Origin of the sequence: Alteromonas sp. BMJM2 (genome assembly GCF_027257845.1) — a bacterium.
Classification (GTDB): Bacteria; Pseudomonadota; Gammaproteobacteria; order Enterobacterales; family Alteromonadaceae; genus Alteromonas.
In genome coordinates this window covers 24,969-43,589 of sequence record NZ_JAPVOT010000019.1, presented here as the reverse complement: position 1 = coordinate 43,589, position 18,621 = coordinate 24,969, and the positions used below count along the sequence as shown (strand labels likewise).

Below are 18,621 nucleotides of genomic sequence, written 5' to 3'. Positions count from 1 at the left end.
GCTAGCTAACGAAACGCTAAGCCTAAATAAGTACTCGTTTTTTGGTGTCTCGCACTGGGGTATCACATTCGGCTTCATCAAGCCCTTCTACTCTCAAACGATTTCGACCGTCGGTTTTAGCTGAGTAAAGGTTTTTATCAGCTTCTAACATGACAAAGTCTATTGTTTTTTTATCATCTGCTTGTTTGGTGGCGAGACCCGCGCTTAACGTAACGCGGTCAAACTCAGAAGATTCATGTTTGATATTTAAGTCGTAAACGTTTTCTAGCAGTTTTTCTGCTACTGCTATGGCACCTTTCGTATCCGTATTAGGTAAAATAACTAAGAACTCTTCGCCACCTATACGAATCAGTTTATCCATAGGACGCTGAAGAGTATCGTTTATGCATTGGCTTACTTTCCATAGACAGCTATCGCCGTCTAAATGACCGTACTTATCATTAAAGAGTTTAAAGTGATCGATGTCGAGAATAAGAAGTGACAGCGGCGAAACGTTTCGAAGTCCGTCTCTAACTAGTCTAGGAAGATAATCATCGAGGTAGTGTCTATTGTACGCCCCGGTCAATTTATCTATATAAATAAGCTTTTCGAGTAAATCGTTTCGCATTTTGTTGTTTAAATGAGATTTAACGCGATTTTGCAGAGTACATGCATTAACTGGCTTCACAACAAAATCTACACACCCGGAATTCCAGCACTTCGACTCTTCATCTTCCGTTGAAGAAGAGGTTACAAAAATAACAGGTATAGATTCGCACTGAGGCTTTTTACGGAGCAGTAAAGTGGTGGCATGGCCGTCTAATTCTGGCATGGAAACATCCATCAGAATAAGATCGGGCTTTTCATAGCGGCAATGTTCAATAGCGGCTTTTCCAGAGGCAACTGAAACGCATGAAACCATATCTTCTAAAAGAGTTTCCAGTATAAGCCTGCTACTCGCGTCGTCATCTACAATAAGAACGTTACAATCAGAGAGTGCTCTGTTGTCGACTTGTTCGATGTACACATCAATTCCTCGTTAGGTTACTACTCTTAGGTAGTATTTCTCATAACTTTACACCCGCATAAGATAAAAAGTTATTCAACATAAGTTTAAATTATAGAAACCTTATGTATTAACCGGCAGGTTTTGCTTTGTGTACTCCAGAAAAAAACCATCGCACAGGCGATGGTTTTTATTACACATTTTAATTCTTTAGCTTTTAGGTTACAGCGCAGCTGCTACGTCAGCAGGTAGTAGCACTGTATCGATTACGTGAATTACACCGTTTTCAGCCATTACATCAGCTTTCACAACGTTTGCGTTGTTAATCTTTACCTTACCCATGGCTGCATTCACAGTAACGTCGCTGCCTTCTACCGTGGTAGCAGATGAAAGTGATACCACATCTTTCGCCGCCACTTTACCTGAAACAACATGGTAGGTAAGAATTTGCACCAAGGTGTCTTTGTTCTCTGGTTTCAACAACATTTCCAATGTACCTGCAGGAAGCGCTGCAAAGGCGTCATTAGTAGGAGCAAAAACAGTAAACGGGCCGTCGCCTTTTAATGTCTCTACTAAACCACCTGCTTTTACCGCTGCTACCAAGGTTGAAAACATTGGGTTGCTCGCCGCTGTGTCAACGATATCTTTGTGGTCACCCATTTTATGGTGTCCAGCGAATGCAGATGAGCTCACTACTAAAATAACTAAAGCACTTAAAAACTTACGCATAATATTTCCTTTTGAGTTTATCCAACGGGTTATATAAATTTACTATCTTTTAACAAATTTGATTTCGCTTATGGTTACGGTGGTTTCTCAAAAAGTGATGATTAACTTTATGTAACACGAGAGCTCTTAGTGTCAAAATGCATCTGTGAAAGGGCGCGAGGCGTTAAAAGACGGTTTTATTTATTTTCTTTGGCGCAGTAAATAGAAAAAGAAGTGGAGCAAATTGAAGGCGGATAACACAGGTAAAATACAGAGAAAAGCAAGTTTATCAGGGCAGTCTATACTTATAGCAGTGAATGACGCTTCATAGAGGCTCGTAGCGCGCTTTTATTAAGCGGCTCTATGAAACGCCTATAAAAAGCGCATGAGGAGTATATGTCATGCCTATCCAATCATTATTAACACTAGTCATAATAACGGTGTGTTTAGCAGCTTGCCAAAGTACACAGCAAGATGATCGTGCAACTGCAGATATCAAGTCCTTATTAAAAGATGAGTTATTCCCCAGTTACCCACTTTTTCGCGTTGAGTCAGAGGAAGATGTATTTTATCTCGGTGAAGAAGCAAAACGCTTTGCAGAGCGCTCTGCCTACGACAATGCATTAAATGCAAAGAATGTTACAGGCTTTGTAAATGCTATTTTAGACTACTCAGACAATGGCATGATGTACCGCAACAGCGCCAATACGGTGGCAAATACCACTTTTAATAACCGAGCGGCTAATTGCCTATCATTGTCAATAATGACCTTCGCCTTAGCTCAACACCTTGGATTAAATACTACATTTTACGAGGTAGACATTCCCGAATACTGGACCCGCAGAGATGGCTTTAGTTTGCTCAATGGGCATATCAATCTAAGAGTAAGCGCGCCAGAAACCTCAATGGCAATTACCATAGGAACAACCTATGCCGACGTGGACTTTGATCCACAGGTCATTCGAAGTCACTTCCCTCGCATTCCCGTATCGCAAAAAAGTGTGTTAGCCATGTTTTATAACAACAAGGGGGCAGATGCATTTGTAGCAAATAGCTATACCCGCGCATACAGCTATTTCAGAGCTGCAGCCAAAGTTGCGCCAACATTGCAGCAAACCTGGACAAATTTAGGCGTGCTTTATCGTATGCAGGGAGATTTTGAACAAGCTCAAAGGGCTTACGAGCACGCGCTATCTCTTGATCCTGAAAACTTAACCGTTTGGGAAAACCTCGCCATTTTGTATCGATATCAAAATAGGCGTGAGGAAGCGGCTGAACTATTTAGCAAAATAGAAACAAAAAGAAAGACTAACCCTTTTTATCATTTCATCCTTGGCGAGCAGTCATTTGAGGATGGTAAGTTTGAGAAGGCGCTGAGTCACTATCAACGTGCTGTACGGCTAGACAGAAAGAATCACGAAGTGTTATTTGGTATGGCTAAGACCTATTTCGAATTGGGCGATACTAACAATGCCGTACGTTACCTAAAAAGTGCAGAGACCTACGCACCAGATGATTACAGCGCTGAGCGTTATTCATCAAAGCTTGCCGTATTGGCTCGACGCTGAATAGAGATGAAAATAAGCGGATAGAAAAAAGCCACGGACAAGCCGTGGCAGAAAGGTAACACTACAAAAGGAACTTAACTTAAATCACGCCCAGCTCACGAAGGCGCTCTTGCAGGTATGAGCCTGCGGTATGACGTTCTGAAAGAACAACATCTGGTCGAGGATGCAAAAACAAAGGTAGTGAAATACGAGCCTTTGTCATGTCTGCACCATCAGGATTCACTACCCTGTGAGTGGTTGATGGGAAGTAGTGGCCAGATGCTTCTTGCAGCATGTCACCAATATTCACAATCAAACTACCAAAATCACAAGGAACATCTAGCCAGCTGCCGTCTTTCGCTTGAACCTGAAGGCCCGGCTCATTTGCAGCTGGTAAAATAGTAATTAAGTTAATATCTTCATGAGCAGCAGCGCGAATTGCGTCTACCTCTTCATCACCGCTTAGAGGCGGGTAGTGAAGAATACGCAATAGAGTTTGATCTGAATCCTTAATCATATCCCCTAGCGGCTGACTGTATTTATCACTGACTTCACTTGGCGAGTGAGACTCAATCCAACTCAATAACTCTGAAGCAAGCGTGTTGGCTTCATTGTAGTATTGAGATACCTGAGGACGTAGCTCCTCTGGACACTGACCCCAAGGGTAGTAGTGATAATACTCTTTTATGTCTTTTTTCGTGAAACCCTTAGCTACCTCAGAAACACTCTGAGGGAAAAATCCGTCTTGCTTACCTTTGTTATAGAGGTAATCGTTCTTCTGTTCACTATTGAAGAAACCCTGCCAATTGTCGTAAATACCTTGAACTAAAGACTGCTGAATAGGGTGGTTTTTAAGAACACCAAATCCAGTTTCTCGAAGTGATTTAACAAATTCTTCTTGAGCGTTTTCAGCTTGGTAATCAACAGCAACTAATTGCATAACGTTATCCCGTATATTTTGATTGCGGCATTATAAAGGTAGACGGGCTACAGAAAAAAGACGCTGGCGTTGATTCAGATCAACGCCAGCGAAGAACGTGCGTAATTTACATAAACCTGACCGTTTAGTCTAGTAAAAACTTGACCAAATAGTCTGTTTAAAAAAATTTTAACCGAGAGATAGAAAAACGCCAGCTAATGCAGCACTCATTAAGTTAGATAAGGTTGCAGCAATAACTGCCTTAAGTCCCAGTCGCGCAATTTCTTTTCTGCGTGTTGGCGCCATAGCACCAATTCCGCCCATCAAAATAGCGATAGAAGAGAAGTTTGCAAAACCACATAATGCAAAGGTGATAATGGCCTGAGAGGCTTGAGACAGCTGATCTTGGTTTTCTAAAAAGCTGAGGTAAGCGACAAATTCGTTAACCACCATCTTTTGCCCGATAAAGCTACCAGCAAGTTGTGCTTCTTCCCATGGTACGCCGATTGCCCATGCTAGTGGCTGAAGAACAAATCCCAGGATCCCTTCAAAAGTCACGTTTTCATAGCCAAATAACCCCGCGGTCCAGCCAATGAGGCCGTTGAACATGGCAATTAGTGCTATGAAAGCGAGTAGCATTGCACCTACGTTTAACGCAAGCTGCATGCCTGATGCTGCACCACTAGCAGCAGCATCGAATACGTTGGCGTAGCCTGCGCTGTCTGCATCTACGTCGTGTAAATCTTCGTTGGGCTTTGTTGTCTCTGGCAAAATAATTTTCGCCATTAGCAATCCGCCAGGTGCAGCCATAAAGCTCGCAGCCAGTAAGTATTTAAGTTCTACGCCCATACCTGCATATCCGGCCATAACAGAGCCCGCGATTGATGCCAAACCACCTACCATAATGGCAAACAGCTCAGAACGAGTCATATGTGGAATAAAGGGGCGAACAACCAGAGGCGCCTCTGTTTGTCCGACAAAGATATTTGCCGCTGAAGACATCGACTCAGGTTGACTGGTGCCTAATAGCTTTTGCAGAAGGCCACCAATAATTTTTATAACAACGCCCATCACCTTAAGGTGATAAAGTACCGCAATAAGTGCTGAGAAGAAAACAATAACGGGAAGTACATTAACCGCGAATATAAAGCCAAGAGAATTGTTGCTGAGGGGACCAAATAGAAAGCTTATTCCGTCTTGGCTATAACCAATGATGTTGCCAACAAATTCTGTTGCTTTGAGGAGGAACTCCTTGCCGGGTTCGGAATACAGGACAAACGCACCCACTGAGGCTTGAATAGCGAATGCACCACCAACAGTGCGCCAGTTAATGCTGCGCCTCGCCGACGACATCGCTAAAGCAATACCTATTATAAGCGCAACGCCCAGTAAACCTACCATAATGTTATTCCCTTAAAGAAGCGCTTGCTGAATGTGTGATTTAATCACATCTAATGCTATTTGATTTTTTCCACCCTGCGTTACTACTACGTCGGCAGTAAAGCGGCTTGGCTCAATAAACTGGTGGTACATTGGTTTTACTGTTTCTTCATACTGCTTGGCCACAGACTCTATAGAGCGCCCGCGTTCTTTTAGGTCGCGCATCATTCGGCGCATCAAGCAAATATCCAATGGCGTGTCGATAAAGATCTTCACGTCATACAAAGGAAGAAGGTCCGTACGAGCAAGCAACATAATACCTTCAAGAATGATAACTGGTGCTGGGTTTAAGCGCTCAGTTTCAGGCAAACGAGTATGTGTTTTATAGCAATAGTGAGGATAGTCGATTGGCTGCCCCTCTCTTAACGCCTGCAAATGCGCTTTAAGCAGCTCGTGCTCAAATGCGTTTGGATGGTCGTAGTTATTTTGCTCGCGCTGCTCCATGGGCAAATGATCTTGCGCACGGTAGTAATGATCCTCGCGCAAAACCTGTACAGGACGGCCTTGTGCGCTGAATCCGTTAAATAAATTTTTCGTAAAAAGAGACTTTCCAGAGCCTGAAGCTCCAGAAATGGCAATAATTAATGGCGATTGCATAGTACTTTAAAGCTGATTTTGTTGGTGCAAAGATACGCGCTTAGCCCTCACGAATCAATGTTATATTCATGTTTCGCTGGTTTTTGGTCTGGTCTTTGCTTGGTCTATTCTTGAAGTTTACCGATATTTCAAGGTATTGCAGGCCCTTCATTAAAACACGAAGAAGTTATCCAATTGGTCAATATTATTCACATACAGCGGGTTGTTGTTCAAATTTAAAGCGGAAATTCTAGGCTTTTACGATCTTAGTTACCAATAATTTCTATGTCGGCTAAAGTGATTTTGGGTAAAGCGTAAGAATGCTGTTTTGAGCGAGATCCCTCTCCTTGCGCTCTTGGCGGATAGTAGGTTTCTTTTTCCGTAACGAAGTTGGCAAATACTTCATCAAGTGCTGCACGAATTTCGCTGAGGGTTTTATCTAAATTAGCATTGAAATCTGGCCTTTTTCGTTTGGTATGACCTAACTCAATAAGTCGACCAAAACTTTTATTTGCCAGTGCCACTAACTCGCTAGGTACGTCTTTGTGCGGTGGTAAAGGCTCTTCAGGATTCTCAATGCAGAATTTCACTAACGCAGTGTAAAAACAAAGGGGCTTGTTCTGTAAGATCACTACATTGTCAGTAACGCCGTTAGATATGGTTTTATCTTCCAAATTAATAATAAGTTTCGGAATAGGAGGTAACAGGGCCTCTTCTCGAAGGGCTCTTTGTTTTGCGGTAAATCGTGTATTAATTGCAAACACTGGCGTCACAAGCAAAGCTATGAGTAAAGCTGTCCAGCTAAAATAAAGTGCGTGGGAAGTAGGCTTGCTTACTATTTCAATATCTATACGTTGTTCAGCATTTTTTAAAACTGTTGTGTGGGTTTTTGGAAAGTTGACTTCGGTGATATCCTCGCTTTTAAATTCTTCACCCTGAATCGACTTCACTAAAATAGGGTAACCTCGCTGCGACAGCTCTTTATTTAGCTTTGTAGTGTATTGCCATATTGCGAAACTGTTTACCGGAGTCTGCAGAGTTTGATTACCCACATCTAAAAAAGCACTGTCCAAACTAATTCTTCGCTCAACCTTATCAATAGCTCGGTGAAGGGTGCTTTGGTAAGAGAGCAGTTGTCCAGCAATTGCAACAATCTGTAGTACTATGAAAAGTAATATCCCATTGATGAAGATTCTTCGTTTAGGTTTAAACGACACTTTGCTCGACATGTTCACTGGCAGCCTTCCTCAAGTACAATATTTTTATAGTAGGACCGAGGATGTTCCATGGCGATATCATGGATGACGGTCTGCATTGCGCAAAATAAATCGGTATTTTCTGTCTGCATCTTCAAATACCAGCGCATTCCACTTACCTGCTGCAATAATGGAGTTGTATAGTTCTTTGATAAGATTTCTTCATCGTCTTTTGCCCAATAAGAGGAAATGATATCAACCTCTCCTGCCAAGAGTGCTCGTCTCAGTTCCTGATGTGAACTGTAATACACTATACTTACATTGGTATCAGTTAAACCCAGCCTTTTGAGCACAGTCTTTGGAACGATGTGTCCCGAGCGGCTGCTCGGGTAGTCGAGGAGGCCAATTCGTTTACCCAATAAATATTCTTTCTCTAATTTGGGCTGCTCTCGCAACGAGATAAAGAACGCCCCGTAATTTGGGTGAGATGCAATAGGGGTTAAGCCATAAATATCATTGGCTGCGAATGCGTCTACCACGTTCCTTTTCACTAAGGCTAAATCAACCACACCGTGGTTTATATATCTGAAGGTATCGTAGTCGCTCTGGCCTATGATAACTCTCACTTCTCCATACTGCCGCTTTATGACACTATTGTTACAGATTTTTTCACTCGCAAGTTGTGCAATTCGGCTATCTGTAACATATACTGAAAAACGGTCGGCATTGGCTGAAAATTCAGCATTGCAGGTTAAAAAATGGCCCGTTTGCGGCGGTATGTCAGCAAAATTTGTCAAATTTGACAAATAATTAACTGAGACGCAGCAAACTACTACGAGTATTAATAACCACCATTTTAAATAAGAAACAATGCGATGAGTTGTCAAACAGCGACCAATAAAGTTAATAATCGAAAGTAGTATTTCAACAGTTAAGATTATTTATTGCAATAGGTAAATTTATTTAAATGGCCTATCGTACTGTTTTTAATGATATTTGTCTGGGTTAAACTGATTTTTGTTAAACGCTGTTTATTAGTCGCAGTTGTGGCAAGAATACCGACGTAAATTGTAAAAAGGATCAAATAATAATAATAAGTAATTTAACTTGACCGTTTGGTCAGCTTAAATGGCGTAGCTGATTCGGTAACACGGAACTCTGCGTAAATAAAAATGCAATTTTGTAATAAAAATGACACGAAGCTCGAAGACAATCTAGCGAACTTTCGCCCCCTAACTGGGCGAGCAAAAATTGTCAGTAACATCTAATTAGAAAAAGATTCTAAACAAAAGGGAAACACACACATGAACACTCCAGCTAAGTTCAGCCGCATAGCAGCTGCTGTTGCGTTGTCTATCGGTTTGTCTACCGCAGCAATGGCGCAGGAAACTGCATCTGCTGTAGAGGGTCGAATCCTTACACCTACTGGCGCACCTGCTGCTGGTACATCTATCACAGTTATTCACGAACCTTCAGGCTCTGTTAGAGAAGTAACTGTTGGAGAAAATGGAACTTTCAATCTTAGGGGCTTACGTGTTGGCGGCCCATATAAGATTATTATTGATTCAGATGCGTATCAAGACACGACAGTTGAAGATGTTTATCTTCAACTGGGTAGTGCATTCGGCGTTAATTTAAAGCTTGACGACCTTAGCGACATCGAAGTCATCTCTGTAAGCGGTAGCGCTCTAGCAGCTTCTGCTTTTGGTGCAACTGGACCACAATCAATATTCGATTTCGAAACACTTCAAAATGCACCAGCAATAAACCGTAGTATCGGAGACATCGTTCGTGCCGACCCACGCGTATTCTTGGACGAGAGTTCAAACGATGCGATTAGCTGTGGTGGTGCAAGCCCACGTTTCAATAGCCTTACATTGGACGGCATTCGTTTGAATGATGCGTTTGGTCTGAATAGCAACGGATTTCCAACAGAGAGGCAGCCTTTTTCATACGACGCAATAGAACAGGTAGCGGTAGAATTATCTCCTTTTGATGTTGAATATGGCGGCTTTACAGCGTGTAACATCAACGCAGTAACAAAGTCAGGTACCAACGAAATAGCTGGTAGCGCATTCTTCGATTACACAAGCGATTCTTTACGCGGTGAAGAAGTTAATGGAGATGAGCGAGACAATGGTAATTACACCGAGAAGCGCTATGGCGTAAATGTAGGTTTCCCTCTTATTGAAGACACACTGTTTTTCTTCGGTGCTTATGAAAAATTGGAAGGTGTTCAGCTTTTCAATTACGACGCGCTTGGAAATTCAGTAACGTCTGATGAAGTCAGTCAGGTTTCTCAGATTGCCCAAAGCGTATATGGGTATGACATAGGTGGTCTACCTGGTTCAGCGCCAATTGAAGATGAAAAAATTCTAGTGAAATTAGATTGGAATATTTCAGATTCACATCGTGCCAACTTGGTGTACAACTGGAACGACGGTTTCAGCATTAGCCAATCTGACGGCGGCTCACGTCGCTTATCTCTTAGCAATCACTTCTACGAACGTGGTGCAGAATTAACGACCATAGTAGGTTCATTGTTTTCTGATTGGACGGATGATTTTGTAACCGAGTTACGTATCGGCCATACTGATTTAGATAATCGTCAGAACTCAATTGATGCAGCTTCTGGCTTTGGTGAAGCACAAATACGCACTGACGGCGGTGGTACTATATACATCGGCCCAGATGACTCACGTCAATCCAACCAGTTAAATTATGAAGTGCTGAACTTCAAACTCGCGGGTACTTATTATTACGGCGAGCACACTATTACTGCTGGTTTCGAATATGAAGAAGTTGACGTTTTTAATCTGTTCATGCAGCACACTGTTGGTGAATACCGCTTCAACAGTATCGCAGATTTTGAAGCAGGATTAGCTGACCAGATTTATTATAATAATTCTGCAGGTACTAACAACCCAGCGGACGCAGGTGCCTCATTTAGTCAAGATATAGCAACGTTTTATGTTCAAGACGAGTTCTATTTGACAGATGACTTGAAAATAATGGCCGGTTTGCGCTACGAAACATACGGTTCAGACGACAGACCAACATTAAATCAAAACTTTACTGAACGTTATGGTTTCGCAAACACAGCAAACGTCGATGGTCTAGACTTATTACAACCACGCGTAGGTTTCAACTATACCGTTAATGAAGACCTTGAGATCCGTGGTGGATTTGGTCTTTACTCTGGTGGTAATCCAAATGTGTGGATTTCGAACGCCTATTCTAATGACGGCGTGACGAATGTGGGTACACAAGTAAACAGATTCGGTAACGATATTCCTGGTTACGTTCGAGGCGAAACATCGATCTTTGATATTCCTCTTTCAGGCGGCGGTCAGCCAATCTTTGATGCCCCGCAAGACTTGGTTGACAAAGTTGCAAACACTAGTCTTACCGATGGTGACGCATTTGTAAATGCAACCGATCCAGACTTTGAAATTCCATCAGAATGGAAATACTCTTTGGGAACTACTTGGATAGCTCCTGGTGATTATTTAGTGACAGCTGATGTTATTTATACAGACCGTCGCGATGCACCAATTGTTCGCGAAGCCAATATTGTTCCAACCGGTACTACGACATTTGACGGACGCCCTGTCTACGAACAGCTTGATCCATCGCGTCGAATTGGACAGGATCTTATTCTCGGTAACGTTAATGGCGACAGTGGCAGCTCAATAGTATTGTCAACGTCAGTATCGAAAGAATGGGACTTTGGACTTGATGCAACACTTGGCTATGCGTTTGTTGATGCGGAAGATGCGCATCCAATGACTAGCTCTACGGCAGGTTCAAACTGGGGAGCTACCGCAACAACTGATCCAATTAACCCTGCGGCGGCAACTTCTGATTATGCAATTAATCACCGTTTTAACCTTTCGGTTGGTTATGAGCACGAGTTCTTCGATGGTTATTCAACTCGTTTCAACTTGTTTATGACTGCGAATGAAGGCGCACCGTTCTCCTATGTGTTCGGCGAAAACAATGCATTTGGTTGGGACAGTGCAGACTTCCGTCAATTGCTTTACATCCCAACTGCGAACGACGCAAATGTTGTATTTGATTCTCCTGAGAATGAAGCAGCGTTTAATGATTGGGTAGCGGCTGAAGGGCTAGCACGTGGTCAAGTAACAGAACGAAATGCTCAAAATGCAAAATGGTGGGTTAAAGCGGATGTTCGTATCTCTCAAGAGCTACCGGGCTTCTATGAGGGACATACTGCTAGCGCGTTCTTCGTTATTGAAAACTTAACTAATATGCTAAATGATGAATGGGGTGATTTCCGTCAATTCCAAACTCGTCAAGAAGTTGTTGACGTTGATACTAACGATGCTGGTCAACTCGTGTATGAAAACTTCAGTCTTCCTGCAGAGTCTGTGAATCGTGGTGCTTCACTTTGGGAAGTTCGTGTGGGTGTTAACTATCGTTTCTAAGTTTTAGTAAGTATACATCGCGTAGTGGTTTTTTTTAAAAGACCACTCAATACGATAAATAAAATGCCACTGTCTTTACTAGACAGTGGCATTTTTTATTGTTTAATAAAATTTCGAGTAGCGTTTAATAAGCACTTTTGATGCGGTAGTGATGACGCTATATCATTCGTTTCATTAGGATATTGATCTAATCATTCACCTTGGACGAAAGAAGAAGACTCTATTTTCTGGAAATCAACGCAAGGAGGTCAAATGTCAAAGTCTATTCTTATGGTAATGACATCACACGAAATTATGGGCGATACGGGTAACAAAACTGGTATGTGGTTGGAAGAGTTTGCCTCTCCCTACTATGCATTCAAAGACCAGGGCTACTCCATTACACTCGCATCGACTATGGGTGGTCAGGTACCTATCGACCCCAATAGCCTCTCTGATGACGCGATGACCGATGATGCTATTCGCTATACAAAAGACGATATTGCTCGAAGTGCCATTGCTTCTACTATTCCACTGGAGGATGTAAGGGCAGAAGAATTCGATGCGGTATTTTACCCAGGCGGACATGGCCCGTTATGGGATTTGTCGGACAACGCTCATTCAATCAAATTAATTGAAGATACTATTGCCGCGAATAAGCCTGTTGGTGCGGTGTGCCATGCGCCAATCGTACTAAAAGACGTGAAGATGCCTGACGGTAGCTTTCTTGTTGCAGGTAAGGCAGTAACAGGTTTCACAAACAGTGAAGAAGCTGTAATGCAGTTAACTGATGTGGTGCCTTATTTAGTGGAAGACGAGCTGCGAAATAAAGGCGGTAAATTTGAAGCTGCAGACGACTTTGCTGTGAAGGTATGTACCGACGGGTTATTGGTAACAGGCCAAAATCCACCGTCATCACGACCTGCTGCAGATGCGTTAATTAAGTTACTGTCGTAGTGTACTCAGGTGCACAAAAACGATTGTGCAAATAACACGATAACGTGAACTAAAACGCAAAAAAAGCCGTCGATGACCTCACTTCATAGTGAATCTTCATCGGCGGCTTTTTTATAGTTTGTGACGTATATGGCCTAGCAAGACTTAGCTAAACATTGTCTGAGCTAAACATTGTCGAATAACTCTTCCACACGAACTCGTAGTTCTTCAATTTTCTGAACATCCGCAGGGGCGATAAAAATAGTATCGTCACCGGCAATGGTGCCTAGTACGCCATCTTTCTTACTCAAAGAGTCGAGCAGGCGTGCAATGAGCTGTGCGGCGCCAGGGCTAGTTCTAATGATAACCATGACATTGTTGTGTACTACATCAAGCACTAGCTGTTTTAAGGGGCTTTTAGCGGTAGGCATACCAAGCTCAGGGGGAAGACAGTACACCATGTCACCACGGGCGTTACGAGTACGTACGGCTCCAAACTTACTGAGCATTCTTGATATCTTCGATTGACTGATGTTGTCAAAATCTTGGGCCTTTAAGGCGTCTACTATTTCACCTTGTGAACCGTAGCTCTCAGCTTTAAGTATCTCTTTGAAAGCTTTAATCAGTTGTTCTTGTTTTGTATTAGCCATTAAGTGCTCTTTTTTGTCTCACTAGTTGTTTTCACCAGTAGGGTATGGCCAAAACAACTGAATTCAGTTTTTATTCGCATATTGTGCCCCACAGGTGGACTTTAGGCAATTTGTTTGCATAATCATCCATGATAATGAATATTGACAAAATATCGCTGCTTATGACGTCAATAAGACGATCCGGTGATTGAGTTTTCCCCCGCGTTGCATTAGTGTGACGTTCCGTTTAAATACGTGAGTAATCCCATAGGAGAAATGGTATGAAAGTAGCCGTGTTAGGTGCTGCAGGTGGTATCGGTCAAGCGCTGTCGTTGTTGTTAAAAACACAATTGCCAGCAGGTTCAGATTTAGCGCTTTATGATGTTGCGCCAGTGGTTCCTGGTGTTGCAGTTGATTTAAGCCACATCCCCACTGCGGTTAAAGTAACCGGTCACGGTAAAGATGACCTAGCTGGTGCACTAACTGGATCAGACGTTGTTCTTATTCCAGCTGGTATGCCACGTAAGCCGGGTATGGATCGTTCTGATCTATTCAACATCAACGCTGGAATCGTTAAAAACCTTATTGAAGGTGTTGCTGATAACTGTCCAGATGCGTGTGTTGGAATCATCACCAACCCAGTTAACACTACAGTTGCTATTGCAGCTGAAACGCTTAAAGCAAAAGGCGTTTACAACAAAAACAAACTTTTCGGTGTAACGACGCTTGACGTTATTCGTGCTGAAACCTTCGTTGCTGAGCTCAAAGGTGTAGATGTTGCTTCTGTGCACGTACCAGTCATTGGTGGTCACTCTGGCACAACTATTCTACCTCTTCTTTCACAAGTTGAAGGTGTTGAGTTTACTGACGAAGAAGTGGCTAGCCTAACGACTCGTATCCAAAATGCGGGTACTGAAGTTGTTGAAGCAAAAGCGGGCGGCGGTTCTGCAACCCTTTCTATGGGTCAAGCAGCAGCGCGTTTCTGCCTATCTCTTGTAGCAGCAATGCAAGGCGAGAACGTGGTTGAGTACACTTATGTACAAACTGACGACAGCGACGACGCAGCATTCTTTGCACACCCAGTTCGCCTTAGTGCAAACGGTGTTGAAGAAATCTTGCCATACGGCGAGCTAAGCGCATTCGAAGAAAAAGCGAAAAACGACATGCTTGAAGGCCTACGTGGCGATATCAAGCTAGGCGTAGACTTCGTAAACGGCTAGGGGTGAAATCACTGGTAGGCTCGTAAACGCAGGCCCGCCGTGAATACATCCTTGTAGGCTTCGCCACCGCATCCATGCGGTGGAGAGCCTGCTTATTACAAGCCAACCAGTTCAAGCATTCCCCGCATAGCACTCATTTACTGCGTTTCAGTTTTAGAGCAGACAGTCTGTTACACCCTTACGTATCCAGCCTTTTTGTTACATCCTTTGGGCTTCGCTGCCTTATTGGTTTTTGATTCTGTACAGTTTTATTTCCCCCGTGCCAGCTGGATAACCTTTATGTAAGGCATAGGTATAACCGTGTATCATGCCTTCTGCTTTAACAAATAAAAGAATGTTTGAGGCAAAGGTAGTGTGTGAGGCTTCAATCTCGATCACTTTACCGTTTATACTGACGTTGTCTGGTGAAAAATGAGTTTGAGTTTCCTGAAATGTATTGGTGCCTTTGCTATATACACTCAATGTTCCCTGTTTATGCTCGTTTAATTGCAGTAATGCCAGCTCTGGTTTATCTAAATACTGCATCACGCCAACCCATGTGCCGTAGGGGTGCTCTACTAAACTCTTCTCAGCGTCCAGAATGAGATGCTTACGATTCTCAACAAATTTACGGGGGGTGGATTTTGCTTCCTGTTTTACAAGCCGATAGGTTCGAGATAAATAACTATCATCCCCTTTATAGCTAGATTCTAAAACCGAAAAACCGATCCCTAAATAAGGAGATAGGGTGAGAGTTCGCGTTACGTTGTCTTCAATAATAGTGTTGATTGTGCACCGGTTTTCTATGCACTTTATATCGTTATTGGTGAAGGCTGTACGTCGAACTTTTTTCAAACCACCCGGGATGACTATTTCATAGAAGTAGTGTTCATCACTGTCAGTAATTTCAAGCAGTCTAAAGGTTAATTCATCATCAGCAATGCCTTCCCATAACCCTGGTGGCATTTCCATAGTTTTAGCGTTGCCGATATTACTTAGCGACAACGATGCAATAAATAGTGTTAGTAGAATAGTGCGCATTTTTAATCCTTTAAAAAAAGAGGAGAGGGCTTTTAAGGTTATCAGGCTCGTATTGCCAATAGGAGTAATACCAGTTTTCTTTAATAATTCAAATAAAAAAGCCCGTGCTGTTAATCCAGTACGGGCTTTTCGAATAATGAGGTCGTCAATCGGTTAACTGACCGCTCATCAAATTAACGTTGTTTCTATTAACCAGTATTACGCATACCAATGGCAATACCTGCAATCGTCACCATCATAGCGCGTTCTAAGCTGGTATTTTGCGACTCATCGCCTGCTTTGCGGATGCGGTCAAGCAATTCAATTTGCAGATAGTGAAGCGGCTGCAAATACGCTGCGCGAATTTCCATCGACTCTTTGCCTTGTGGATCATTGGCCATAATGTCCTGTTCGCCAGTTATCGCGAGTAGAGAAGAAATACTCTCTTTTAACTCAGTACGCAGGGCTTCACCAAAGTGCTTAAGCTCTTTTGGCACTAGGCGCTCATCATACGCTTCACTGATGCGTGGGTCGGCTTTGTGAAACACCATATCAAGCATGGATAAGCGCGAACGATAAAATGGCCATTCGCTGAACATTTCGTTAACGACTTTCTCGTTTTCTGGTGTTTTCACGCTGTCGATTGCACGCATAACGCCAAGCCAGCTAGGCAGTACTAAGCGCGTTTGTGCCCATGCAAATATCCACGGAATAGCACGTAAGCTTTCAATACCGCCCTGAGGTTTACGCTTAGCAGGGCGGCTGCCTAGCGGCAACTTGCCAAGCTCTTGTTCAGGTGTTGCAACGCGGAAGTAAGGAACAAACTCTTTATCGTGGCGTACAGTGGCGCGATAGTTGTCGCGGCCTTGACCTGCCATAGTAGTAATAAGCTCTCGCCATTCTTCTTTTGGTGCCGGAGGCGGGAACAACATTGCTTCAATAATAGCGCTGGCATAAATACCTAAGCTACGTTTAGCAAGTGTTGGCATACCAAACTTATAGCGAATGGTCTCACCTTGTTCCGTCACACGGAAGCCGCCTTCAAGAGACCCTGGAGGTTGCGAGTAAATAGCGGCGTGAGCAGGTAGGCCACCACGACCGATAGTACCGCCACGACCGTGGAACAACGTCAGTGACACATCAAACTCTTCAGCAATGGCAACGAGCGCTTCTTGAGACTGATATTGTGCCCAACCAGCGGCTAGTGCACCTGCGTCTTTTGCAGAATCAGAGTAACCAATCATTACAAACTGACGGCCTTTCACGTATCCGCGATACCAGTCAATTGACAGTAGCTTGCGCATTACATCAGGCGAGTTGTTTAAGTCATCTAATGTTTCAAATAATGGCGCAACAGGCATTGGCCAGCTTACGCCACTTTCTTGCAACAATAGCTGCACAGCAAGCACGTCAGAGGGTTCACTCGCCATCGAAATAATATAAATACCAAAACCGTGCTTGCTGTGTTTAGCCACAACTTTACAGGTATCGAGTACTTCTTTTACGTCATCTGATGCATCCCATTTAGCCGGGAATAAGGGACGCTTCGAGCCTAGCTCGCGTAATAAGAATGCCTGCTTGTCTGCTTCGCTCCACTGTGCGTAATCACCAAGGCCGAGATAACGCGTTAGCTCACTGAATACATCTGAATGACGCTCTGAATCTTGACGTACGTCAAGGCGTAGAAGATGAATACCGAATACGCGAGCGCGGCGAATGGTGTCTAGCAATAAGCCATTAGCAACAACCTGCATACCACAGTCAATTAACGATTGATGACACAGCATAAGTGCATCGATAAGCTCGTCGTCGCTTTCAATCCAATCCGATGAATCAGGGTTTTTCCCTGCAAGGTAGTCGTCAATACCGTCACGAGTTTTGATGAAGCGACTTACTAGCGGACGTAAAAGGGCTCGGTAAGGCTCGTTGGCATCGCCTACTTTAGCGCGTACATCGTCGTTGCAGTCGTACATTGAAAGCTCAACCTGCAGGCGATCTAAATCGATAGCAAATAATTTTGCAGCTCGCTTTCTTGCCAATAACAATACTTGCTCAGTTACCTTTGAAGTAACGAATGGGTTGCCGTCGCGATCGCCGCCCATCCAAGAACTGAACTGAACAGGGGAAGCGTCAAGCGGCAATGCAACATTGTAATCTTTAGTAAGGCGATCACTTAACTCGCGAAGGAAGTCTGGAACTGCTTCCCATAGTGAGTTTTCGATGACCGAGAAGCCCCAGCGAGCCTCGTCTACAGGTGTAGGGCGAACCGAACGAATTTCTTCAGTATGCCACGCCTGTGCAATCAAGTCGGCGATACGGGTTTCTACTTGGCCGCGATCCACATCGTTGAGTGACTCTTGGTGAACAGCCTGTAAGCAGTCAGCGAGTTCTTTATGCTTGTGTATTAGCGTTCGACGAGTAACTTCAGTAGGGTGGGCGGTTAAAACAAGGTCGATATTGAGTTTGCCTACAGCCTCTTGTACTTTCTCAGTGGTGAGTTCGGCTTTATCAAGGTGCTCAAATAATGCATCCATCGACGCATCAACATTCATCGCTGCGTTGTACTCTTGCTCAGCAATATTGCCTAAATTCAAAAACTGCGCGAATGCACGACCAACGGTGAGTAAATCATCGTCAGACATGGTTTTGAAAGTTTCTTTCAGTTCTTCGCTACATTTTCCGTCGCCTTGATACGAGGCTCTGCCGTCGATTCGTATTTTTTCAATACGATCAAGCCATTCTTGACCCAACTGATTTTTAATAGTTTCGCCAAGTGTCTTTCCAAGATATCGAACGGTATCTTTTAGTTCAGCATCGTGATGAGTTTGCATGCTATCCTCCTAAATATATGGTTCTAACCATACTGCGTCCTTTGCAACTTGTCTAACCTCTTTCGGTTATAATTTACAACATTTTGATACTTTTACAGCCTTATTAACAATGCTGAAGGCAAGATAAATTATGGTGTGGTACACTCTCGCACCGGAAAATGCAGAAAAATTCTCGCAGTATGCGAGTTGTTTAAAATTCGTACTGCAT

The 18,621-nt window shown here is 43.3% G+C and carries 14 protein-coding genes; 4 read left to right on the top strand and 10 right to left on the bottom strand.

All coding sequences use genetic code 11. The features are described from left to right. Positions 1 to 22: 22 nt before the first annotated feature. Both O9X84_RS16155 and O9X84_RS16150 read right to left on the bottom strand, forming a co-directional pair. Positions 23 to 1,006, bottom strand: coding sequence for a GGDEF domain-containing response regulator (locus O9X84_RS16155; RefSeq protein WP_269520714.1), 984 nt, complete (start codon positions 1,004 to 1,006; stop codon positions 23 to 25). Positions 1,007 to 1,207: 201 nt separating this feature from the next. Continuing rightward, positions 1,208 to 1,714 (bottom strand): fasciclin domain-containing protein, encoded by a 507-nt coding sequence (locus O9X84_RS16150; RefSeq protein ID WP_269520713.1) that lies wholly within the window; start codon positions 1,712 to 1,714, stop codon positions 1,208 to 1,210. Between the two features lie 380 nt (positions 1,715 to 2,094). Between O9X84_RS16150 and O9X84_RS16145 the strand changes: the two genes are divergently transcribed. Continuing rightward, entirely contained in the window at positions 2,095 to 3,261 is a 1,167-nt protein-coding gene (locus tag O9X84_RS16145; protein WP_269520712.1) for a tetratricopeptide repeat protein, read from the top strand. Positions 3,262 to 3,340: 79 nt separating this feature from the next. Here the strand turns inward: O9X84_RS16145 and O9X84_RS16140 are convergent, their stop codons facing one another. The 5 genes from O9X84_RS16140 to O9X84_RS16120 form a co-directional block, all read right to left on the bottom strand. Further along, positions 3,341 to 4,180, bottom strand: coding sequence for an isopenicillin N synthase family dioxygenase (locus O9X84_RS16140; protein WP_269520711.1), 840 nt, complete (start codon positions 4,178 to 4,180; stop codon positions 3,341 to 3,343). Positions 4,181 to 4,348: 168 nt separating this feature from the next. Further along, positions 4,349 to 5,560 (bottom strand): NupC/NupG family nucleoside CNT transporter, encoded by a 1,212-nt coding sequence (locus tag O9X84_RS16135; RefSeq protein WP_269520710.1) that lies wholly within the window; start codon positions 5,558 to 5,560, stop codon positions 4,349 to 4,351. Positions 5,561 to 5,572: 12 nt separating this feature from the next. Next, positions 5,573 to 6,196 (bottom strand): uridine kinase, encoded by a 624-nt coding sequence (gene udk / locus O9X84_RS16130; RefSeq protein WP_032095511.1) that lies wholly within the window; start codon positions 6,194 to 6,196, stop codon positions 5,573 to 5,575. A gap of 245 nt (positions 6,197 to 6,441) precedes the next feature. Then, complete coding sequence (locus tag O9X84_RS16125) at positions 6,442 to 7,404, bottom strand: hypothetical protein (RefSeq protein ID WP_269520731.1); 963 nt, start codon at positions 7,402 to 7,404, stop codon at positions 6,442 to 6,444. A gap of 2 nt (positions 7,405 to 7,406) precedes the next feature. Continuing rightward, positions 7,407 to 8,177 (bottom strand): PhnD/SsuA/transferrin family substrate-binding protein, encoded by a 771-nt coding sequence (locus O9X84_RS16120; protein ID WP_269520709.1) that lies wholly within the window; start codon positions 8,175 to 8,177, stop codon positions 7,407 to 7,409. 498 nt (positions 8,178 to 8,675) lie between these two features. Between O9X84_RS16120 and O9X84_RS16115 the strand changes: the two genes are divergently transcribed. Together O9X84_RS16115 and O9X84_RS16110 are read left to right on the top strand one after the other, a co-directional pair. Next, positions 8,676 to 11,819, top strand: coding sequence for a TonB-dependent receptor (locus O9X84_RS16115; RefSeq protein ID WP_269520708.1), 3,144 nt, complete (start codon positions 8,676 to 8,678; stop codon positions 11,817 to 11,819). Between the two features lie 252 nt (positions 11,820 to 12,071). After that, a complete protein-coding gene (locus tag O9X84_RS16110) occupies positions 12,072 to 12,755 on the top strand; it encodes a type 1 glutamine amidotransferase domain-containing protein (RefSeq protein WP_269520707.1) in 684 nt (227 codons plus the stop codon). Positions 12,756 to 12,919: 164 nt separating this feature from the next. On the opposite strand, the gene argR is transcribed toward O9X84_RS16110, so the two are convergent. Beyond that, on the bottom strand, positions 12,920 to 13,384 hold the full coding sequence (gene argR / locus O9X84_RS16105) for a transcriptional regulator ArgR (RefSeq protein WP_269520706.1): 465 nt from the start codon (positions 13,382 to 13,384) through the stop codon (positions 12,920 to 12,922). Between the two features lie 260 nt (positions 13,385 to 13,644). On the opposite strand from argR, the gene mdh reads away from it, so the two are divergent. Beyond that, a complete protein-coding gene (gene mdh, locus O9X84_RS16100) occupies positions 13,645 to 14,583 on the top strand; it encodes a malate dehydrogenase (protein WP_032095517.1) in 939 nt (312 codons plus the stop codon). A 222-nt stretch (positions 14,584 to 14,805) separates the two neighbouring features. On the opposite strand, the gene O9X84_RS16095 is transcribed toward mdh, so the two are convergent. After that, the gene (locus O9X84_RS16095; RefSeq protein WP_269520705.1) at positions 14,806 to 15,603 is read right to left on the bottom strand and encodes a hypothetical protein; all 798 of its coding nucleotides are present in this window, start codon (positions 15,601 to 15,603) and stop codon (positions 14,806 to 14,808) included. 188 nt (positions 15,604 to 15,791) lie between these two features. Continuing rightward, positions 15,792 to 18,413: a phosphoenolpyruvate carboxylase gene (ppc, locus tag O9X84_RS16090; protein ID WP_269520704.1), complete on the bottom strand. Its 2,622-nt coding sequence runs from the start codon at positions 18,411 to 18,413 to the stop codon at positions 15,792 to 15,794. Between the last annotated feature and the right edge of the window lie 208 nt (positions 18,414 to 18,621).

Coding starts and splice junctions, on each gene's coding strand:
- udk (WP_032095511.1), bottom strand. CDS start 6,196: ATGCAATCGCCATTAATTATTGCCATTTCTGGAGCTTCAGGCTCTGGA.
- O9X84_RS16145 (WP_269520712.1), top strand. CDS start 2,095: ATGCCTATCCAATCATTATTAACACTAGTCATAATAACGGTGTGTTTA.
- O9X84_RS16125 (WP_269520731.1), bottom strand. CDS start 7,404: ATGTCGAGCAAAGTGTCGTTTAAACCTAAACGAAGAATCTTCATCAAT.
- O9X84_RS16140 (WP_269520711.1), bottom strand. CDS start 4,180: ATGCAATTAGTTGCTGTTGATTACCAAGCTGAAAACGCTCAAGAAGAA.
- O9X84_RS16110 (WP_269520707.1), top strand. CDS start 12,072: ATGTCAAAGTCTATTCTTATGGTAATGACATCACACGAAATTATGGGC.
- O9X84_RS16095 (WP_269520705.1), bottom strand. CDS start 15,603: ATGCGCACTATTCTACTAACACTATTTATTGCATCGTTGTCGCTAAGT.
- mdh (WP_032095517.1), top strand. CDS start 13,645: ATGAAAGTAGCCGTGTTAGGTGCTGCAGGTGGTATCGGTCAAGCGCTG.
- O9X84_RS16135 (WP_269520710.1), bottom strand. CDS start 5,560: ATGGTAGGTTTACTGGGCGTTGCGCTTATAATAGGTATTGCTTTAGCG.
- O9X84_RS16150 (WP_269520713.1), bottom strand. CDS start 1,714: ATGCGTAAGTTTTTAAGTGCTTTAGTTATTTTAGTAGTGAGCTCATCT.
- O9X84_RS16115 (WP_269520708.1), top strand. CDS start 8,676: ATGAACACTCCAGCTAAGTTCAGCCGCATAGCAGCTGCTGTTGCGTTG.
- ppc (WP_269520704.1), bottom strand. CDS start 18,413: ATGCAAACTCATCACGATGCTGAACTAAAAGATACCGTTCGATATCTT.
- argR (WP_269520706.1), bottom strand. CDS start 13,384: ATGGCTAATACAAAACAAGAACAACTGATTAAAGCTTTCAAAGAGATA.